The sequence below is a fragment of the Nocardioides taihuensis genome, assembly GCF_042657275.1.
GTDB classification, from domain to species: Bacteria; Actinomycetota; Actinomycetes; order Propionibacteriales; family Nocardioidaceae; genus Nocardioides; species Nocardioides taihuensis.
This window is the reverse complement of record NZ_JBHSKD010000007.1, coordinates 172,393-188,380: the sequence shown is the minus strand read 5'-3', so window position 1 is coordinate 188,380 and position 15,988 is coordinate 172,393. Positions and strand designations below refer to the sequence as shown.

The 15,988-nt window shown below is 72.4% G+C and carries 15 protein-coding genes; 4 read left to right on the top strand and 11 right to left on the bottom strand.

All coding sequences use genetic code 11. The features are described 5' to 3' along the window. Positions 1–4 precede the first annotated feature (4 nt). Positions 5–2,197: a 3-hydroxyacyl-CoA dehydrogenase NAD-binding domain-containing protein gene (locus tag ACFPGP_RS06905; RefSeq protein WP_378588679.1), complete on the bottom strand. Its 2,193-nt coding sequence runs from the start codon at positions 2,195–2,197 to the stop codon at positions 5–7. Between the two features lie 24 nt (positions 2,198–2,221). Next, positions 2,222–3,433 carry an acetyl-CoA C-acetyltransferase gene (locus tag ACFPGP_RS06900; protein ID WP_378588677.1) on the bottom strand — a complete coding sequence of 404 codons (1,212 nt, stop codon included), beginning with the start codon at positions 3,431–3,433 and terminating at the stop codon, positions 2,222–2,224. Between the two features lie 83 nt (positions 3,434–3,516). Between ACFPGP_RS06900 and ACFPGP_RS06895 the strand changes: the two genes are divergently transcribed. Genes ACFPGP_RS06895 through ACFPGP_RS06885 form a run of 3 tightly spaced genes read left to right on the top strand, consistent with a single transcriptional unit; the run spans position 3,517 to position 6,447 of the window. Continuing rightward, positions 3,517–4,242, top strand: a complete 726-nt coding sequence (locus ACFPGP_RS06895) for a MerR family transcriptional regulator (protein WP_378588675.1) — start codon at positions 3,517–3,519, stop codon at positions 4,240–4,242. A gap of 40 nt (positions 4,243–4,282) precedes the next feature. Further along, positions 4,283–5,491 (top strand): hypothetical protein, encoded by a 1,209-nt coding sequence (locus ACFPGP_RS06890; RefSeq protein ID WP_378588672.1) that lies wholly within the window; start codon positions 4,283–4,285, stop codon positions 5,489–5,491. 53 nt (positions 5,492–5,544) lie between these two features. Continuing rightward, a complete protein-coding gene (locus ACFPGP_RS06885; protein ID WP_378588670.1) occupies positions 5,545–6,447 on the top strand; it encodes an NAD(P)H-binding protein in 903 nt (300 codons plus the stop codon). Positions 6,448–6,468: 21 nt separating this feature from the next. Here ACFPGP_RS06885 and ACFPGP_RS06880 read toward each other — a convergent pair whose 3' ends face one another. The 5 genes from ACFPGP_RS06880 to ACFPGP_RS06860 all read right to left on the bottom strand — a co-directional run bounded on the left by ACFPGP_RS06880 (position 6,469) and on the right by ACFPGP_RS06860 (position 12,157). Continuing rightward, positions 6,469–7,155: a CPBP family intramembrane glutamic endopeptidase gene (locus tag ACFPGP_RS06880; RefSeq protein WP_378588668.1), complete on the bottom strand. Its 687-nt coding sequence runs from the start codon at positions 7,153–7,155 to the stop codon at positions 6,469–6,471. A gap of 64 nt (positions 7,156–7,219) precedes the next feature. Continuing rightward, positions 7,220–8,602 (bottom strand): DEAD/DEAH box helicase, encoded by a 1,383-nt coding sequence (locus tag ACFPGP_RS06875; protein ID WP_378588666.1) that lies wholly within the window; start codon positions 8,600–8,602, stop codon positions 7,220–7,222. 172 nt (positions 8,603–8,774) lie between these two features. Then, positions 8,775–10,253, bottom strand: coding sequence for a flavin-containing monooxygenase (locus ACFPGP_RS06870; RefSeq protein WP_378588664.1), 1,479 nt, complete (start codon positions 10,251–10,253; stop codon positions 8,775–8,777). Next, the gene (locus ACFPGP_RS06865) at positions 10,246–10,992 is read right to left on the bottom strand and encodes a glutamine amidotransferase (RefSeq protein WP_378588661.1); all 747 of its coding nucleotides are present in this window, start codon (positions 10,990–10,992) and stop codon (positions 10,246–10,248) included. The genes ACFPGP_RS06870 and ACFPGP_RS06865 overlap by 8 nt, the downstream gene beginning before the upstream one ends. Before the next feature lie 7 nt (positions 10,993–10,999). Next, positions 11,000–12,157, bottom strand: coding sequence for a CaiB/BaiF CoA transferase family protein (locus ACFPGP_RS06860; RefSeq protein WP_378588659.1), 1,158 nt, complete (start codon positions 12,155–12,157; stop codon positions 11,000–11,002). Positions 12,158–12,306: 149 nt separating this feature from the next. On the opposite strand from ACFPGP_RS06860, the gene ACFPGP_RS06855 reads away from it, so the two are divergent. Next, positions 12,307–12,858 (top strand): dihydrofolate reductase family protein, encoded by a 552-nt coding sequence (locus ACFPGP_RS06855; protein ID WP_378588657.1) that lies wholly within the window; start codon positions 12,307–12,309, stop codon positions 12,856–12,858. 19 nt (positions 12,859–12,877) lie between these two features. Here the strand turns inward: ACFPGP_RS06855 and ACFPGP_RS06850 are convergent, their stop codons facing one another. The 4 genes from ACFPGP_RS06850 to ACFPGP_RS06835 form a co-directional block, all read right to left on the bottom strand. Continuing rightward, complete coding sequence (locus tag ACFPGP_RS06850) at positions 12,878–13,648, bottom strand: amino acid ABC transporter ATP-binding protein (RefSeq protein WP_378588656.1); 771 nt, start codon at positions 13,646–13,648, stop codon at positions 12,878–12,880. Continuing rightward, entirely contained in the window at positions 13,645–14,523 is an 879-nt protein-coding gene (locus ACFPGP_RS06845; protein WP_378588655.1) for an amino acid ABC transporter permease, read from the bottom strand. Before ACFPGP_RS06845 ends, ACFPGP_RS06850 begins: the two co-directional genes overlap by 4 nt. A gap of 5 nt (positions 14,524–14,528) precedes the next feature. Beyond that, positions 14,529–15,401, bottom strand: a complete 873-nt coding sequence (locus ACFPGP_RS06840) for an ABC transporter substrate-binding protein (RefSeq protein WP_378588653.1) — start codon at positions 15,399–15,401, stop codon at positions 14,529–14,531. Positions 15,402–15,466: 65 nt separating this feature from the next. Further along, positions 15,467–15,916 (bottom strand): DUF4396 domain-containing protein, encoded by a 450-nt coding sequence (locus ACFPGP_RS06835; protein ID WP_378588651.1) that lies wholly within the window; start codon positions 15,914–15,916, stop codon positions 15,467–15,469. Positions 15,917–15,988 lie beyond the last annotated feature (72 nt).

Here is a 15,988-nt window from a genome sequence, read left to right as displayed (position 1 = left end):
GTGCTCAGGCGGGGAACGACTCCCCGCGCTCGGCCAGACCACGCAGGTACGCCGTGGGGCGGAAGCGCTCGCCGTACCGCTCGGCCAGCTCGTCGGCGCGGGCGACGAACGCCGCCAGGCCGATCCGGCCCGCGCGCGACTCGTAGCCGGTCATGAACTGGGCGGCGCCGCCGGTGTTCGGGGGGAAGCCGATGCCCATGATCGAGCCGATGTTGGCCGCGGCGGCCGACTCGATCACGCCCTCCTCGAAGCACTTCGCGGTCTCGAGGGCCTCGACGAAGAGCAGGCGGTCCTTGACGTCGTCGAAGTCCGGCTGCTCTGCCGCGGGCGGGAACGCCTCGGCCAGGCCGGGCCAGATCCGGGTGCGGCGGCCGTCCTCGTACTCGAAGAAGCCCGCGCCCCGGAGCCGCGAGGGCCGCCCGAGCTCGAGCATGCGGGTCACCACCGCGGTGCCGGGGTGCTCGGGGAGTTCGAGGCCGTCACGGTCGGCGGCGTCGCGGGTGGCCTGGGCGATCTTGGCCATCAGCTCCATGTTGAGCTCGTCGGAGAGCTGCAGCGGCCCGACCGGGTAGCCGTCCTGGGTGGCGGCGCGCTCGATCGACATCGGGTGCACGCCCTCGGCCAGCATCGCGAGGCCCTCGTTGACCATCGTGCCGATCACCCGCGAGGTGTAGAAGCCGCGGCTGTCGTTGACCACGATCGGCGTCTTGCGGATCTGCTGGACGACGTCGTAGGCCCTGGCCAGCGCCTCGTCGGAGGTCTGCTCGCCGCGGATGATCTCGACCAGCGGCATCTTGTCGACCGGGCTGAAGAAGTGCAGCCCGATGAAGTCCGCGGGCCGGTCCACGCCAGTGGCCAGCTCGGTGATCGGGAGGGTCGAGGTGTTGGAGCAGAGCAGCGCGTCGGCATTGACGTGGGGCGCGATCTCGGCGAAGACCCGGTGCTTGAGCGAGGGGTCCTCGAAGACGGCCTCGATCACCAGGTCGCAGCCGGCGAGGTCGGCCGGGTCGGCGGTCGGGGTGATCCGCGACAGCAGGTCGGCCTTCTTCTCCGGGGTCGAGCGGCCGCGCGAGATGGCCTTGTCGAGCAGCTTCTCGCTGTAGGCCCGGCCCTTCTCGGCGTTCTCGACGGCGACGTCCTTGAGCACGACCTCCATGCCGGCGCGGGCGCAGGCGTAGGCGATGCCGGCGCCCATCATCCCGGCGCCGAGCACCCCGACCTTGGTCGCCTTCCACGGCGGGACGCCCTGGGGGCGCAGCTTGCCGGCGTTGATCGCCTGCAAGTCGAAGAAGAACGCCTGGATCATGTTCTTGGAGTTCTGGTTGACGATCAGGCTGGTCAGGTAGCGCGACTCGATCCGCGAGGCGGTGTCGAAGTCGACCTGCGCGCCCTCGACCGCGGCCGAGAGGATCGCGCGCTGGGCCGGGTAGACCGCGCCCTTGGTCTGCTGGCGCAGCAGCGCCGGGAACGCCGGGAGGAACGCCGCGAGCTTGGGGCTGCTCGGCGTGCCGCCGGGCATCCGGTAGCCCGGCGCGTCCCACGGGTTCTGCGCCGCGTCGGGGTTGGCCCGGATCCACGCCTTGGCGGCCGGCACCAGCTCTTCGCGGGTGGCGACGAGCTCGTCGACGAGGCCCTTCTCCCGGGCGGGCCCGGGCTTGAAGCGGGTGCCCTGGAGCAGCACGTCCATCAACGCGGACTGGATGCCGAGCATCCGCACGACGCGCGTCACGCCGCCCCCGCCGGGGAGCAGTCCGAGCGAGGCCTCGGGCAGGCCGATCTCGACCTTCGGGTCGTCGACGATCACGCGGTGGTTGCAGGCCAGGCAGATCTCGTAGCCGCCGCCGAGCGCGGCGCCGTTGATCGCGGCGACCACCGGGCGGGGGTACTGCTCGAGCCGGCGCAGCCCGGCCTTGACCGCCTCGCCCATGGCGAAGACATCAGCGGCGTCCTCGGGCCGGGCCTGCACCATCTTCTTGAGGTTGCCGCCGGCGAAGAAGGTCTTCTTGGCGCTGGCGACGACGACGCCGGTCACGTCGGCCACCTCGTCGTACAGCCGGTCGACGGCCGCCTTCATCGAGTCGAGGTAGAGCTCGTTCATGGTGTTGGCGCTCGACGTCGGGTCGTCGAGGGTCAGGGTGACGATGCCGTCGGCGTCGCGCTCGTAGTGGACGGCGGACTGGGTCTCAGTGGTGGTCACGGTGTGCCTTTCCGGGTCCGCGGGTCAGACGATCTCGACGATGGTGGCGATGCCCATGCCGCCGCCCACGCAGAGCGTGGCCAGCCCGCGGCGCAGGTCGCGTCGCTGGAGCTCGTCGACGAGCGTGCCGAGGATCATCGCGCCGGTCGCGCCGAGGGGGTGGCCCATCGCGATCGCGCCGCCGTTGACGTTGGTGATGTCGTGGGAGATGCCGAGGTCGCGCATGAACCGCATCGCGACGGCCGCAAATGCCTCGTTGATCTCGAAGAGGTCGATGTCCTCCACCCCGAGCCCGGCCTTCGCCAGCGCCTTGCGCGCCGCCGGCGCCGGGCCGGTGAGCATGATCGTCGGGTCGGAGCCGGAGACCGCCGTGGCCACGATCCGGGCCCGCGGGGTGAGGCCGAGGTCGTGCCCGACCTGCTCGCTGCCGATCGCGACGAGCGCGGCGCCGTCGACGATGCCCGAGGAGTTGCCGGCGTGGTGGACGTGGTCGATCCGCTCGACCCAGTGGTACTTCTCCAGGGCGACGTCGTCGAAGCCCGCCTGGGCGCCGATGTCGGCGAACGACGGCTTGAGCCCGGCCAGACCCTCGGGCGAGGTGTCGGGGCGGATCAGCTCGTCGTGGTCGAGGATCGTCAGGCCGTTGCGGTCCTTGACGGGCACGACGGCGTCGGAGAAGTAGCCGTTGGCCCAGGCCTTGGCGGCCCGGTGGTGCGACTCCGCGGCGTACGCGTCGACGTCGGGCCGGCCCCAGCCCTCGAGCGTGGCGATCAGGTCGGCGCCGATCCCCTGGGGGACGAAGCCGGTGCGGAGCGCGGTCGCGGGGTCGGAGGCCCAGGCGCCGCCGTCGGAGCCCATCGGCACCCGGCTCATCGACTCGACGCCACCAGCGAGGACGAGGTCCTCGAAGCCGCTGCGCACGCGCGCGGCGGCCTGGTTCACGGCCTCGAGGCCGGAGGCGCAGAACCGGTTGAGCTGCACGCCGGCGACGGTCTCGGGGTAGCCGGCGGCCAGGGCCGCGGTCTTGGCGATGTCGCCGCCCTGCTCGCCGATCGGCGAGACGACGCCGAGCACGAGGTCGTCGACGCGGTGCGGGTCGAAGGACGGGTTGCGCACCTGGATCTCGTCGAGCAGCCCGACCATCAGGTCGACGGGCTTGACCTCGTGCAGCGCGCCGACGGCCTTGCCCTTGCCGCGGGGGGTCCGGAGGTGATCGAAGACGAATGCTTCTGGCATGCTGGCGATTGTGACACTGTTGCTGTCACGAACTCTCCTGTGGTGACGGAGGCCACACGACGGATGGCCCGGAGGTGTGGACGGTGGACCAGGCGGTGGCGTCGCAGCGGGAGCTGCTGACCCTCGACGAGCTGACCGCACGGGTCGGGATGAGCGTGCGCAACGTGCGCTTCTACACGTCCAAGGGACTGGTGCCGCCCCCGATCCGTCGCGGCCGGTCGGGCTACTACAACGCCGACCACGTGGCACGCCTCGAGCTGGTGCGCGAGCTGCAGAGCCACGGCTTCACGCTCGCCGCGATCGAGCGCTACGTCGCGCAGATCCCGACCAACGCCAGCCCCGAGGACGTCGCGCTGCACCGCGCGATGCTCGCGCCGTGGCAGGCCGACACCGCCGTGGAGCTCTCGCGCGCGGAGCTCGAGCAGCGGGCGGGGCGCTCGCTGACCGACGACGACCTGGCCACGCTCGCGGCACTGGGCATCGTGCTGCGCACCAAGCGCGGGCGGTGGGAGGTGGCGGTCTCGCAGCTCTCCGTCGGCCTCGGCCTGCTCGACCTCGGCTTCCCCACCGAGGCCGCGATCGCGGCCGCGGACGTGTACGCCGCGCACGGGCGGGCGATCGCCGAGGAGCTCTACGAGCTGTTCCGCACGATGGTCTGGCCGGCGTACAAGGAGTCGGGCGCGTCGCCCGAGAAGCTCCAGGAGGTCGTGGAGCGGCTCAAGCCGCTGTCGGTGGCGAGCCTGGTGTCGGCGTACGAGGCCGCCATGGACGAGACCAAGCGCGAGGGCATCGCCCAGCGGGCCCGCTGATCCGGCGGCTGGGTACGCTCCCGGCCGAGAGGCGGTGCGCATGACCGAGCGGGTCTACATCCACGTCGGGCTCCCCAAGACCGGCACGACGTACCTCCAGCAGTGCCTGCTGGAGAGCCGCGAGGCCCTCGCGGCCGACGGGGTGCTGGTGCCGGGCAAGAACCACCACTTCCAGACCGAGGCCTTCTGGGACCTCCTCGGCCGGCGGCTGCGCGACGTCGACCAGCAGGGCGTGGCCGGCGGGTGGCGCCGGCTGCTCGACGTGACCACCCCGTGGCGCGGCCGCTCGGTGGTGCTGTCGGAGGAGTTCCTCGTCAACGCGCGCAAGCCGCACGTGAAGAAGGTCGTGCAGGCGTTCGCCCCCGCCGAGGTGCACGTCGTGGTCACGGTGCGCGACCTCGGCCGCGTGCTCGGCTCGATGTGGCAGCAGGAGCTCTCCAAGGGGCGCACCTGGACGTGGGCGGAGTTCGTGGCCGCCGTGCGCGACCCCGAGGAGGGGCCGGCCACCGCCGGGGTCGCGTTCTGGCTGCGCCAGGACCTCGCGCGCGTGCTCGCCACCTGGGAGTCGGCGGTGCCGCAGGAGCGGATCCACGTCGTCGTCGTGCCGCCGGCCGGGGCGCCGCCGACCCGCCTCCTCGAGCTCTTCGCCGAGGCGACCGACCTCGACCCGGCCACGCTGACCCCCACGACCACCCGCGACAACTCCTCGGTCGGCGTGGTCGAGACCGAGCTGCTGCGCCGGCTCAACGAGGGCCTCGGGGACCGGCTCAACGAGCGGCAGTACCTCTACCTCGTCAACCGCGTGCTCAAGCCGGCCCTGCACGAGCGGGCGTCGGGCACGTCGTTCCGGCTGCCCGCCTCCGAGCTGGCCTGGGTCGCGGAGAAGGGGCGCGAGACCGTCGCGCTCCTCGCCGCCGGCAGCTACCACGTGGTGGGCGACCCGCAGCACCTCGTGCCCGAGCCCGGCTCTGCGGGCCCCGGCACCGATCCCGGCGACGTCGGGGACGCCGAGCTCGCCTCCGCGGCACTGACCGCACTCACGGGCACGGTCGAGCACTACGGCAACTACTGGTGGCGCACCCGGCGGCGCAAGGAGGCCCCGTCGGCGGGCGGCGCCGAGCGGGCGGCGAGCGGCACCCGGGCCCTGGCGTACCGGACCAGGGTCGGTCTGCTCGAGCGGGCCGACCGCAACCGGTTCCTCGGCTGGGCCGCGCGGCGCTACCTGGCGTGGCGCACGCGCACGGGCTGACCTCGCGCAGGCGCGACCCCCCGTGGCACCCACCCGTTCCCTAGGGTGACTGCATGACCGCATCGCCCTGCACCGTCCTGGTCACCGGTGCCACCGGCTTCATCGGACGCCGGCTGGTGCCGCGGCTGATCGAGGACGGGCACACCGTGCGCGCGATGACCCGGCGCCCCGAGGCGTACGACGGTCCCGGCGAGGCCGTGGGCGGCGACGTGCACGACCGTGCCTCGCTGAGCAAGCCCCTCGAGGGCGTGGACGTCGCGATCTACCTCGTCCACTCGCTCGACGACCGCGACTTCGAGCGCAAGGACGCCGAGGCAGCGCGCGCGTTCGGCAAGGCGGCGGCCGCGAACGGCGTCCGCCAGATCATCTACATGGGCGGGCTCGGGGCCGACGGCGACGACCTCTCCCCCCACCTGCGCTCGCGCCGCGAGGTCGAGTCGGTGCTGGGCGAGGGCGGCGTGCCGGTCACCGTGCTGCGCGCGGCGATCGTGGTCGGCGCCGGCGGCATCTCCTGGGAGCTGACCCGGCAGCTGGTCAAGAACCTGCCGGCCATGATCGTGCCCAAGTGGGTCACCACCCGCACCCAGCCGATCGCGCTCGAGGACGTCGTGCACTACCTCGCCGGCGTGGTCGACCTGCCCGAGGCGATGGGCCGGGTCTTCGAGATCGGCGGCCCCGAGGTGCTCACCTACCTCGAGATGCTCCAGGTCGCGGCCGAGGTGCGCGGCGGGCACCGCAAGCCGATCATCAAGGTGCCGCTGCTCTCGCCGAGCCTCTCCTCGCACTGGCTGGCGTTCGTCACCGACGTCGACGTCACCACGGGGCGCAACCTGATCGACTCGATGAGCACCGAGGTCGTGGTGACCGACGACAGCATCCGCGAGGTCGTGCCCTTCGAGCCGATGCCGTACGCCGAGGCGGTGCGGATCGCGCTCGAGGAGGCCGGGCGGCCGTAGCCGGCCGCTGCCGCGGGGCGCTCAGCCGAAGACGAGCGGCAGCGCGAGCAGCATCGTCACCGACCAGGTGACATGGGTGAGGATCGGCGCCAGGATCCCGCCGGACGCGCGCCGCTCGAGCCCCACGACGGCGCCGAGCAGGATCGCGGCGAAGGCGAGCATCACGTTGCCGGTCGCGAGCGTCGCCACGACGTAGGCGACGGTCGTCCAGAGCACGGGGTCGCGGGTGATCGCGGCGTACGCCGCCCCGCGGAAGAACAGCTCCTCGGCGATCCCGTTGACGGCGGTGACCACGACCAGGATCGGGACCGAGCCCTGGTCGGCGAAGTCGAGCACCGAGCTGACCTGCCGCTCGAGGGTCGGGAGCTGGCGCACCACGAGCCCGCCGACGACGAACACGCCGGCCAGCGCCAGGCCGAGCAGGATCGGGGAGACCACCGGACGCACGTGGATGTCGCGGCGCGCGATCCGGCCGAGGTGCAGGGGGCCGGACAGGAAGGCGCCGAGGGTCCAGACGGCCGCGAGGCCGAAGGTCGCGGCGTAGAACCAGTCGCTGCCGGGGTCGAGCCGCAGCGAGAGCCCGAGCAGCGTGCCCCCCACGACCACCGTGACGGCCGTGACCAGCTGGCGCCGACGCAGTGCCTCGCGGCTCTCCCGGTGGTCGCGCGGGACGACGTCCCACAGCGAGCGCTGGAGGAAGGTCCGCACCTGATCACCACCCTTCGCCGCGACTCTACGGGGGCGATTCAGGGTGGCCGGCGCCGTGGGTGGGTCAGCCGCGACGCCCGCTGAACCCGGCCGCGCTGTGCGACGAGGACGCCGTACGCGTCGAGCCCTGACCGGAAGAGGAGGTCCGGCCCGAGCCGCCCTTGCGCGGCGCACCGCGACGACGGCGCGAGGGGCCGCCGTTGCCGCCCGAGCGACGCGCCCGGCTCGGGCCCGAGGTGGGCGGCTCCACCACCGGGCGGTCGGACACGGCGACGCTCACCCGCTCGCCGGGTGCCAGCTCGGCGAGCAGCGGGTGGCGCATGGAGTCGATCCGCGTGGTCTGCGGCTTGATGCCGGCCGCCCGGGTGAGCCGCCGGACGTCGCCGGCCTGGTCGTCGGTGGCGAGGGTGATCACGGTGCCGGCCTTGCCGGCGCGGGCGGTGCGGCCCGAGCGGTGCAGGTAGGCCTTGTGCTCGACCGGCGGATCGGCGTGGATGACCAGGGCGACGTCGTCGACGTGGATGCCGCGGGCGGCGATGTCGGTGGCGACCAGCGTCTCGGCGCGGCCGCTGTGGAAGGCCTCCATGTTGCGGGTGCGGGCGCCCTGGCTCAGGTTGCCGTGCAGCTCGACGCTCGGCACGCCGGCGCGGTTGAGCTGCCGGGCGAGGGCCTTGGCGCCGTGCTTGGTGCGCGTGAAGACCACGGTGCGTCCGGGGGCGCTGGTCAGGTCGATCAGCACCGGCACCCGGAACTCGCGGCCGAGGTGCAGCACGTGGTGCTCCATCGCGGCGACCGGCGACTGCGCCGAGTCGGCCTCGTGGGTGACCGGCTGGTGGAGGTAGCGCTTGACCAGCACGTCGATGGCGCGGTCGAGGGTCGCCGAGAACAGCAGACGCTGGCTGTCGCCGGGGGTGCGGTCGAGGATGCGCCGTACGCCGGGCAGGAAGCCGAGGTCGGCCATGTGGTCGGCCTCGTCGAGGACCGTCACCTCGATCGCGTCGAGGTGGCAGTGGCCCTGGCCCATCAGGTCCTCGAGCCGGCCGGGGCAGGCGATCACGATGTCGACACCGCGGCGCAGGCCCTGGACCTGCGGGTTCTGGCCGACGCCGCCGAAGACGGTCTGGCTGGTCAGCCCGGCGGACTTGGCCAGCGGCTTGAGCGCCTCGTGGATCTGGCCGACGAGCTCGCGGGTCGGGGCCAGCACGAGCGCCCGCGGCCTCCGCGGGCCCGCGGGGAGCCCGGAGGCGGAGAGGCGTGCGACCAGCGGGAGCAGGAAGGCGTAGGTCTTGCCGGAGCCGGTGCGGCCGCGGCCGAGGACGTCACGGCCGGCCAGCGCGTCGGGCAGCGTGGCGGCCTGGATCGGGGTGGGGGTGGTGATGCCGGCGTCCGCGAGGACCCGGGCGAGGGAGGAGGGGACGCCGAGCACGGCGAAGTTCTGGGAGGACAAGGAAGTGGTTCGCAATTCTGTGGGACTGCCTCACCACGGCCGGACCGGAGGTCTGGCTCGTGCGGAGCTGGGGCTTCGACGCACGGACAGCACGCGGCAAGACTGGACGAGCTGTGGCTCCACCCTAGGGTAAACCGCCCCCAACCGTGGCATCCGTGCGCTTTCCGGCCGGTCAGGAGAAGCGCAGCACGCCGTCCTCGAGCGGGCGGTGGCGGATGGTGCGCAGGTCGACGAGGTAGTTCTGCTTCAGCCGCCACGGGTCCTGCTCGCCCTGGCGCGGCAGCAGGTGGGCGGAGCGCCGGATGTAGCCCGACTCCAGCAGCATCAGCGGCACCGGCCGCACGTCGCCCTGCTCACGAGGGACCACGCTGCGGTAGCCGTGCTCGTCCAGGTGGCTCAGCAACCGCACCACGAAGTCGGCGACGAGGTCGGCCTTGAGGGTCCAGGTGGCGTTGGTGTAGCCGATCGTGAACGCGAAGTTGGGCACCCCCGCCAGCATCAGCGCGCGGTAGGCGACGGTGGCGGACGGGTCGACCCTGCGCCCGTCGACGGTGAGCTCGACGTCGCCGAGGACCTTGAGGTCGAACCCGGTCGCGGTGACGACGAGGTCGGTGATCAGCTCCTCGCCCGAGGCCAGCCGGATGCCCGTGGGCGTGAAGGTCTCGATGGTGTCGGTGACCACCGAGGCGCGACCGTGGCGGATGGCGCGGAAGAGGTCGCCGTCGGGCACGAAGCAGACGCGCTGGTCCCACGGGTCGTACGCCGGCCGGAAGTGGCGGTCGACGTCGTACCCCTCGGGCAGCTGGGCGGCGGTCTGCTTGCGGATGAAGGCGCGCACCTTCGCGGGCCGGCGCCGGCTGAACTGGTAGAAGGCGAGCGAGACCAGGATCGCCTTGGCGCGCACGATCCGGTAGCGCACGCGCGGCGGCAGCCACGACAGGCGCCGGGCGACCGGGTCGCGGCCGGGCAGGCTGAGCACGTACGTCGGGGAGCGCTGCAGCATCGTCACGTGGCGGGCGCGCTCCGCCATCGCCGGGACGACCGTGATCGCGGTCGCCCCGCTACCGATGACGACGACGTCGCGGTCGGTCCATTCGAGGTCGGCGGGCCACAGCTGCGGGTGCACCACCTCGCCGGCGAAGTCCTCGAGGCCCGGGAAGTCCGGGGTGTAGGGGTGCTCCATGTCGTAGTAGCCGGCGCACATGTAGAGGAAGCCGGTGGTGAACGTGCGGGTCTCGCCCGCGACGTCGACCCGCACCGTCCAGCGGGCGTCGGTCGAGTCCCACGAGGCCGCGACGACGCGGTGGTGGTAGCGGATCAGCCGGTCGACGCCGCGCTCGCGGGCGACGGTGCGGAGGTAGTCGAGGATCTTGTCGCCGTCGGCGAGCGCCCGGTCGCCGACCCAGGGTCGCCAGGCGTAGCCGAAGGTGAACATGTCGGAGTCGGAGCGGATCCCGGGATAGCGGAAGAGGTCCCAGGTGCCGCCGCTGGCGTCGCGGGCCTCGAGCAGGGCCACGCTGCGGTGCGGGTGGGCCTCGAGGAGGCGGCAGGCGGCGCCGATGCCGGAGAGCCCCGCGCCGACCACGAGCACGTCGACGTGCTCCGGAGCGTCACCGGGGACGGGGCCGGGGTCAGGACCTGGATCAGGCACGGGCGTACCGCTCGACGAAGCCGGCGAGGATGCGGGCGGGTTCGGTGACGACGCTGCGGCGCGCCATGTCCTGCAGGTCGCGGACCTCGCCGGGCGGGAAGTAGCCGTGGTGGCGGTAGACCTCGACGCGGGTGCACAGGCCCTCGACGTCGAGCTCGGGGTGGAACTGGGTCGCGTAGACGTTCTGGCCCAGGCGGAACGCCTGCACCGGGCAGGTCGTCGAGCTCGCCAGGAGCACGGCACCGGCCGGGAGCTCGCGGACCGCCTCCTTGTGGCCGAGGAACGCCGCGAACTGCCGGGGCAGCCGGCCGAGCAGGGGGTCGCGCTCGCCCTCGGCGGTCAGCGTGATCTCCACGCAGCCGATCGGCTCGCCGTACGTCCGGTCGACGACGCCGCCCCGCAGGCCGCCGAGGACGCCGACGCCGTAGCAGGCACCGAGGAACGGCGCGTCGGCGTCGATGACCTGCGCCGCGAGGCCGCGGAGGTCGGCCTCGACGCGCAGCTGCGTCCGGGACTTGGTGTCCTCGGGGTCGCTGCTGTTGAAGGGGCCGCCACCGAGCATGACCCCGGACCAGTCGTCGAGGTCGACCGCACCGACGGCGTCCGCGAGCGGGTCGCGCTCGAGACGGACCCGGCGCAGGTCGCGCTCGTCGAGGCCGGCGCAGCGCAGCACCGCCGCGTACTCGTCGTCCGCGGCCTCGTCCTCGGCGCGGGTGCCGAGGAAGAGGAAGGGCTTCACGACCGCCTCACGCCTGCACCGCGGCGCCGCTGGCGAGCAGGGCGTCGACGTCGGTGACACCCCAGGCGAGGAGGGCCTCGCGGGTGTGGGCGCCGGGCTCGGGGGCGGGCGGCAGGCCGAGCTCGGGCCGGGTGCGCGAGAAGCGCGGCGCGGGAGCCGGCTGGAGCAGCCCGTCGTGCTCGACGAGGGTCCCGCGGGCGCTGAGGTGCGGGTGGTGGCGGGCCTCGGACAGCGGCAGCACGGGCGCGACGCAGGCGTCGGTGCCGTCGAAGACCGCGCACCACTCGGCCTGGGTGCGGGTGCGGAACGTGTCCGCGATCAGCGCGCGGAGCTCGTCGTAGCGCTCGAGGTCGAACTGTCCCGGCGCGCGGTCGGCGATGCCGAGCAGCTCGGTGAACGTCGCGAAGAACTGCGGCTCGAGCGCGCCCACGGTCATGTGCCGGCCGTCCGCGGTCTCGTAGAGGTCGTAGAACGGCGCGCCGCCGTCGAGCAGGTTGGCGGCCCGTTCCTCCTTGTACGTGCCGGCGGCGAGGAAGGCGGCCGTCATCGTGTTGAGGTGGGCGGTGCCGTCGACGATCGCGGCGTCGACCACCTGGCCCTCGCCGCTGACGCGGGCCTCGAGCAACGCGGCGAGGAGGCCGATGACCAGGTAGGTGGAGCCGCCGCCGAAGTCGCCGACCAGGTTGGTCGGGAAGTGCGGGCGCTGCTTGTCCTGGCCCAGGCCGTGGAGGGCGCCGGTGATCGCGATGTAGTTCATGTCGTGGCCGGCGGCGTGCGCCCAGGGGCCGTCCTGGCCCCAGCCGGTCATCCGGCCGTAGACCAGGCGCGGGTTGACCGCGCGGCACTCGTCGGGGCCGAGCCCCAGCCGCTCCGCGACCCCGGGCCGCATGCCCTCGACGAGCAGGTCGGCCCCGGCGACCAGGTCGAGCACGGTGCGCACGGCGTCGGGGTGCTTGAGGTCGAGCGCGACGCTCGGTCGGCCGCGGTTGAGGAGGTTGTGCGGCCCGCCCGCGAGCAGCTGCCCGCCCGGCCGCTCGACCCGGACCACGTCGGCTCCCAGGTCGGCCAGGATCTGGCACGCGTGCGGCCCGGGCCCGATGCCCGCGATCTCGACGACTCTGATCCCGCGCAGCGGCCCGGTGCCCTGGCCGAGTTCGACGCTCATGCGGGCGATCCTGACAGATCCACTGTCATCGACCGACCCTGGTCTCACCCGGCTCGAGCTCGTCCGGCACCGGTTGTCGGATCCGGCCGGGGCTGTTCGTGGAGGGGGTGGAAACCTTCCCGCAGGACAACTCACGGAGGAGCACGCAGATGCGCACCCTGATCGTCACCGAGTTCATCACCCTCGACGGCGTCGTCGACTCCCCCGGCGGCGGCGAGCACCCGCACGCGGGCTGGACCTTCAAGGACGTCGCGTTCGACGAGGCGGCGTACGAGATCAAGGGCCGCGAGCAGGAGGAGGCCGGCGCCATGCTGATCGGCCGCGTCAGCTACGACGAGTTCGCGCCCGTGTGGCCGTCGATGGACGAGTTCGCGACCTACAACGCGATGCCCAAGTACGTCGTCTCCTCCACCCTCACCGACCCGCAGTGGAACAACACCCACGTGCTCGGATCGCTGGAGGAGGTGGCCGCCCTCAAGGAGGGCGACGGCGGCCCGATCCTCGTCCACGGCAGCCCCACCCTCGCCCAGGGACTGGCTGCGGCCGGTCTGGTCGACCGCTACCACCTGCTGGTCTTCCCGCTGCTGCTCGGCGGCGGCAAGAAGCTCTTCGCCGAGGGCGACAAGACCACGCTGCGGCTGGTCGAGCACGCCGCCTACGGCAACGGCGTCCAGCTCAACGTGCTCGACGTGGTGCGCTGACGCGGGCCCGTCCGGCGGGTCAGGCCGGGCCCGCCGGCAGCACCCGGCGCAGGAACTGGCGGGTGCGTTCCTGGGTCGGGGCGGAGAAGATCGCCTCGGGCGTACCCGACTCGAGGATGCGCCCCTGGTCGAGGAAGCAGACCTTCGAGGCGACGTCGCGGGCGAAGGCCATCTCGTGGGTGGCCAGCACCATCGTGGTGCCGGCGGCGGCGAGGTCGCGGACGATGCCGAGCACGTCGCCGACGAGCTCGGGGTCGAGGGCCGCGGTGATCTCGTCGAGCAGCAGCAGCCGGGGCTGGGTGCAGAGCGCACGCACGAGTGCGGCCCGCTGCTGCTGGCCGCCGGAGAGCCGGTCGGGGTAGGACGTCGCGAACTCCGCCAGCCCGAACTGCGCCAGCAGCTCCCGCGCGCGCTCCTCGGCCTCGCTCCTGCCCAGCCCGTGCACGTGCCGTGGCGCGAGCGTGCAGTTGTCGAGCACGCTCAGGTGCGGGAACAGGTTGTAGGCCTGGAAGACCATGCCCATCCGGCTCCGGGCCTCGCGCCGGTCGATCCGCGGGTCGGAGATGTCGCGGCCCTCGAAGACGATCACGCCGTCCTCGATGTCCTCGAGCAGGTTGATGCAGCGCAGCAGCGTCGACTTGCCCGACCCCGACGACCCGATCAGGCACACGACGTCGTGCGGCTCGACCACGAGGTCGACGTCGGCGAGCACGACGTTCTCCCCGTAGCACTTGCGCAGGTCGCGCACCTCGAGCAGCGCGCCCGGCACCTCGGCCGACACCTCGCTCACAGCGCACCCGCCCGTTCCCGCTCGGCGTAGCGCCGCTGCAGCCAGTCGGTGAAGCGCGCCAGCGGCACCGTCAGCACGACGAAGAACATGGCCACGACCACGAGCGAGGTGTAGTTGAAGTTGTAGCTGGCGTAGTCACGGGCGGCGAAGACTGCGTCGAAGACGCCGACCACCGACACCAGCGCGGTGTCCTTCTGCAGGGACACGAAGTCGTTGAGCAGCGGCGGGACGACGCGCCGGACCGCCTGCGGGACGACGACGAACCGCATCGCCTGGCCCCGGCTCAGACCCAGCGCCGACGCGCTGGCCACCTGCGAGGGGTGGATCGACTCGATGCCGGCGCGGAAGACCTCGGCGACGTACGCGCCGTAGGAGAGGGTCAGGGCGACACCGGACCAGAAGAACGGGCTGTTGGGCAGCCCCTGGAGCTGGAGCGCCGGCATGCCGAAGCCGCACATCAGGATCAGCAGGATGGTCGGGATGCCGCGGAACAGGTCGGTGTAGACGACGGCGGTCACCCGCACCGGAGCCAGCCACGGCGACCGGGCGGTGCGGGCCAGCGCGACCGCGAGCGACAGCACCAGGATGCAGACCTCGCAGATCAGGAACAGCTGCACGTTGAGCCAGAAGCCGTGCCAGATCTCGGGGAACGAGGCCCGGGCGTCGTCCCAGTTGAAGAAGAGCTCCTTGACCCGCGGCCAGCCGGGCGAGGACACCACGACCAGCCCGAGGACGGTGAAGACCACCACCACGGCCGTGGTCGCGATCAGCAGCGACCGCAGCCGGAGCCTGCGGCGCAGCGCCCGCCGCTCGAGCTCGCGCTCGCTCGGCTGCCACGCCAACGGGTCGGCCCCCGGGTCCCGCACGGGACCCATCACGCTCACTCCTGCAGCTCGGGCACGTTCACGACGTCCGAGAGCCACTGCTGCTGGATCTGGTCGAGCGTGCCGTCCTCACGCAGTGCCGCGAGCGCCTCGTTGACGCAGGGGACGAGGCCGCTGCCCTTCTCGAAGAGCATGCCGAACTCCTCCTGCTGGCCGGTCTCGGGCTGGAACTGCCCGATGATCGTGCCCTGCGGGATCTCGACCGCGGTGATGTAGAAGGCCGTCGGCAGGTCGGCCACGATGCCGTCGACCTGGCCGTTGAGCAGCGCCTGCTTGGCGGCGTTGGTGTCCTCGAAGACCGCGGGCTCCTGCGTCGGCTGGATCACGTCGCGGATCGCGGTCAGGGACGTGGTGCCGGTCTGTGCGCCGAGCTTGTAGTCGGCGAGCTCCGAGACACTGGTGGCGTCGGCCAGCGGCGAGTCCTTGAGCGCGATCACGGCCTGCGCGGCCTGGTAGTAGCCGTCGCTGAAGTCGACGACCTCGGCCCGCTGGGGCGTGATCGAGATCTGGTTGATGTCGAAGTCGAAGTTCTTCTCACCCGGCTTGTAGGAGGTGTTGAAGGGCACCTTGACCCACGTCACCTCGTCGGGCGTGAAGCCGAGCTGCTCGGCGACGGCGTACGCCACCGCCGACTCGTAGCCCTTGCCGTTGGTCGGGTCGTTGTTGCTGAACCACGGGTCGTACGCCGGCGAGTCGGTGCCGATGGTCAGCGTGCCGGGCGTGAGCAGCGGCAGGTTGTCCTTCTCGCACTGGGTGGAGTCGGTCGGCGAGGAGCCCACGTCGGTGGCGGTGTTGTCGGAGTCTTCAGGCGCGCACCCGATTGCGGCCAGCAGCAGGGGGAGGGCGACCAGGATCGCGCGCTTGTTCATGGGCTGATCGTAAGCGTCCGGGACCGCGCAGCCTCGTCCGGTCCGGATGGTTCGACCCGGTGGGATCAGTGGTGCGCGTGGTGCATCTCGTGCACCTTCGCGTGACCCAGGCCGCGCTCGATCATCCAGCGGTTGACCGGCACCGTCAGCACGAAGGCGACGGCCAGTGACAGCGCCAGCGACCACCAGAAGAGCCCGGTGGCCAGCCCGGCCGCCATCGCGCCCGGCACCAGCAGCAGGAAGGCGTTGTCGACGACCTCCATCACGAGGATCGAGACGGTGTCGGCGGCCAGCGCCGTCCGCACCGCGCTCCGGGTGTCCAGGCCCGAGCGCCGGACGCTGGTGAAGGTCAGCAGGTAGCCGAAGAAGAAGGCCAGCGCGACCGCCAGCAGGATGCTCGCCACGTCACCCCAGCCCCACCAGGTGGCCAGGACCATGCCGAGCACCTCGCCGATCGCGCAGCCGGTGAGGCAGTGGAGGGTCGCGGAGATCGCGGTGCGCCAGGACTCGTTCATGCGCAGGACCATATACCCCCTAGGGGTATATGGCAAGGGAGGGGTCGGCATGACCTGGACCACAGCCCATTG

What these genes read in the sequence shown, in the direction of transcription:
- ACFPGP_RS06900 (WP_378588677.1), bottom strand. Translation starts at nt 3,433, where the DNA reads ATGCCAGAAGCATTCGTCTTCGATCACCTCCGGACCCCCCGCGGCAAG.
- ACFPGP_RS06890 (WP_378588672.1), top strand. Translation starts at nt 4,283, where the DNA reads ATGACCGAGCGGGTCTACATCCACGTCGGGCTCCCCAAGACCGGCACG.
- ACFPGP_RS06885 (WP_378588670.1), top strand. Translation starts at nt 5,545, where the DNA reads ATGACCGCATCGCCCTGCACCGTCCTGGTCACCGGTGCCACCGGCTTC.
- ACFPGP_RS06860 (WP_378588659.1), bottom strand. Translation starts at nt 12,157, where the DNA reads ATGAGCGTCGAACTCGGCCAGGGCACCGGGCCGCTGCGCGGGATCAGA.
- ACFPGP_RS06855 (WP_378588657.1), top strand. Translation starts at nt 12,307, where the DNA reads ATGCGCACCCTGATCGTCACCGAGTTCATCACCCTCGACGGCGTCGTC.
- ACFPGP_RS06845 (WP_378588655.1), bottom strand. Translation starts at nt 14,523, where the DNA reads ATGGGTCCCGTGCGGGACCCGGGGGCCGACCCGTTGGCGTGGCAGCCG.
- ACFPGP_RS06840 (WP_378588653.1), bottom strand. Translation starts at nt 15,401, where the DNA reads ATGAACAAGCGCGCGATCCTGGTCGCCCTCCCCCTGCTGCTGGCCGCA.
- ACFPGP_RS06835 (WP_378588651.1), bottom strand. Translation starts at nt 15,916, where the DNA reads ATGAACGAGTCCTGGCGCACCGCGATCTCCGCGACCCTCCACTGCCTC.